This window comes from Okeania sp. SIO2B9 (assembly GCF_010672505.1).
GTDB lineage: Bacteria > Cyanobacteriota > Cyanobacteriia > Cyanobacteriales > Microcoleaceae > Okeania > Okeania hirsuta.
Genome location: NZ_JAAHGK010001103.1, coordinates 1 through 2,604, shown reverse-complemented (window position 1 = coordinate 2,604; position 2,604 = coordinate 1). Strand labels below are relative to the sequence as shown.

Below are 2,604 nucleotides of genomic sequence, written 5' to 3'. Positions count from 1 at the left end.
CTAATCTAAAAGCTTTAGAAAATGTTCTTAAAATCACCCAATTGGGATGTTGTTTTAATTGTTCAGCTACAGTAGTCTGACTAAACTCAAAATAGGCTTCATCAATTACTACCATAATTTCTTCAGGCAAACTAAGTAACCATTCTAGTTCTTTAGCAGTTAAAGCATTAGCTGTAGGAGTCGTTATTTCAAGCTTTAGTAAATTTCTCTTTAGCTGTCTGAAAATCAATAAATTAATTGCAAAAATCGGCGTTGCTGACTGGTGGGTATGATTTGATAATTTTGTATTTGGGATTTTTTATTTTGGATGGTTTGAACTACTTGTGAATATTAACTGTTCCCTGTTCCCAGTTAAGTGTTCCCTATAAACCTACTTTCATACCTTAATTCAGCAATGCCCAAAAATCTAATAAGTACTTCTTTTTTACTTAATTAAATCAATTTTAAGCTTTCGTCATAGTACTTTTATTTGAGTAAACTTCGTATTTATTGGGAAAAAATCGCACACCGAACCTGTCATAGGGGATAATTCAGAACAGAGGAGGCTAAGTGTTCAACAATTAATAATTAATAATTAACAATTACCTCTCCTTGAAAACGGATAGGATTGACGCGGTAGGGAAAATTTTTTCTTCTCCTTTAAACGAGAAGCTTTAAACCTTAATTATTCGGTAATGCTCGACTCTAAATCATATATCCCTGCTCAAATTATCATCAATAAATAACCTCTATCTATCAATGGCTATTTTTCAAGTAAAAATTAAACCAAATTCCAAACAACAAAGTATTGAAACTGAAGCAGATGGTAGTTTCAAAATATGTTTGAAGTCTCCACCAGTAGATGGTAAAGCTAATCAAGAATTAATCAAAATATTGGCAAAAAAGTTTAATGTGAAAAAATCAGAAATTACGATTAAATCGGGTTTATATTCAAAGAATAAATTGATTGAAATACCTCTACCAAAAATCTAAAAATCTATAGAATTACTATCTCCCTCTAATTCATCTAATTTTTGTTTAACCGCCTGAATATCTTGCCACATTAACCACTTTGGTTTGCCAGGCTCCCGAGAAGGATTTCGCAAAAGATAAGCTGGATGAAAAATGGGCATACAAAGTCGCCCTTCCCACTCCAGCCATTGGCCTCTTATTTTAGTTATACCTCGTTTCTCACCAGTCAAAGCTTTAACTGCCGTTGCTCCAGTTAAAAGAATAATTTTCGGGTCTACAAGACGTATTTGCTCTAGTAAGTATGGTTTACAAGCTTCTATTTCTTGAGTTGTCGGAGTCCGATTTTCAGGTGGCCGACATCTAATAGCATTAGAAATATAAACGTGGCGATCGCTACTTAGCTCTACGGACTCCAAAATTTTGTCCAGTAGTTGCCCAGACCTACCAACGAATGGTAAACCTTGTTCGTCTTCATTTTGACCGGGTGCTTCGCCAATAATCATAATTTCTGCCTGGGGGTTGCCTCTACCAATGACAGCATTACTACGGTTTTTTCCTAGTTCACATCTGCAACATTGGTTACAATGGTCTGCTATTTGCTCCATTGTTTGATATGTTTCTGGTGGAATTGGAATTTTAGCGTCTGTGGGAATGAGGTTGGAGTCGAAGTCTGAATCAGAGGTAGATTCTGAATAATCATTATTGTTTGACCAGTCGAAGAGACTAAGTTGTTTTTCGTTAGACATGAAAGGAGATTTAGGAATCAATTGCCACTAGTGTTTAGTCTAAAGTTTTGGGTAGAAAGTCTCAACTTGAAGGCCATTAGTTGACATACTCCCTACATCAAATCACAGATTATGATGCGGGATTCTCATCATTGATGATTCTACGCTCATAGAGACAACTTTAGATTGGCAACATTGCTATCACCAAACCAGAGGTTGGACTCTCCCGTAGCTTTTGGGTTTCCCCCTGGTTCCGAGTGCCCCTCGGTACTGTTGACTATTGCTCCTAGCATTTCTAAACCTTTTGCCAGAATATTTCTTGCTGCGTTATGGTCTCTGTCAGCAATATAACCGCAGTGTGGACATTTGTGAGTCCTCACTGACAATAATTTCTTAACTGTTTGACCACAATTTGAACAATTTTGGCTAGTGAAATGGGGAGGTACTGCTACACAAACAATTCCGTGCAATTTAGCATAATACTCTACCCATTGTGTGAATTGATACCAACTTGCATCAGATATTGACTTGGCTAAATTATGGTTTTTAACTAGGTTAGCAATTTTCAAATCCTCATAGACTACCAAATCGTGAGATTGGATTAACGCCCGTGCAGTCTTTACCGCATGGTCTTTAAGCTGTCTACTAATTTTCAGGTGCTGCCTAGCTAATTGAATTCTTGCTTTGTGGTAGTTATTTGATTGCGGTTTTTGGCCTTTTTTATGCCGACGCGATACTTTCCGTTGTAGCTTTTTTAGTTGTTTTTCCGACTTCCTTAAATACTTAGGATTATCTACCGCTTTACCATTACTATCAGTATAAAAAGTATTTAAACCTAAATCTATTCCTACGACATTGCCTTGAAAATTATGAGTTTCTTTTCTCTCTACATTTACTAGAAATTGACAATAATAACCATCAGCTCGTC

General features: G+C 36.3%; 3 protein-coding genes and 1 pseudogene. 1 reads left to right on the top strand and 3 read right to left on the bottom strand.

Annotation, left to right across the window (positions count from 1 at the left end; genetic code table 11):
• A pseudogene (locus F6K13_RS27810) lies at positions 1-181 on the bottom strand (aminotransferase class I/II-fold pyridoxal phosphate-dependent enzyme); the annotation flags it as partial.
• 557 nt (positions 182-738) lie between these two features.
• Between F6K13_RS27810 and F6K13_RS27805 the strand changes: the two are divergent.
• The gene (locus F6K13_RS27805) at positions 739-972 is read left to right on the top strand and encodes a DUF167 domain-containing protein (protein ID WP_124142975.1); all 234 of its coding nucleotides are present in this window, start codon (positions 739-741) and stop codon (positions 970-972) included.
• On the opposite strand, the gene F6K13_RS27800 is transcribed toward F6K13_RS27805, so the two are convergent.
• Both F6K13_RS27800 and F6K13_RS27795 read right to left on the bottom strand, forming a co-directional pair.
• Positions 969-1,697 carry a uracil-DNA glycosylase family protein gene (locus F6K13_RS27800; protein ID WP_124142974.1) on the bottom strand — a complete coding sequence of 243 codons (729 nt, stop codon included), beginning with the start codon at positions 1,695-1,697 and terminating at the stop codon, positions 969-971. The genes F6K13_RS27805 and F6K13_RS27800 overlap by 4 nt on opposite strands.
• Before the next feature lie 146 nt (positions 1,698-1,843).
• Positions 1,844-2,604: transposase (locus F6K13_RS27795; protein ID WP_287289105.1), on the bottom strand; the 761-nt coding region annotated here is incomplete at its 5' end.

Coding starts and splice junctions, on each gene's coding strand:
- F6K13_RS27805 (WP_124142975.1), top strand. CDS start 739: ATGGCTATTTTTCAAGTAAAAATTAAACCAAATTCCAAACAACAAAGT.
- F6K13_RS27800 (WP_124142974.1), bottom strand. CDS start 1,697: ATGTCTAACGAAAAACAACTTAGTCTCTTCGACTGGTCAAACAATAAT.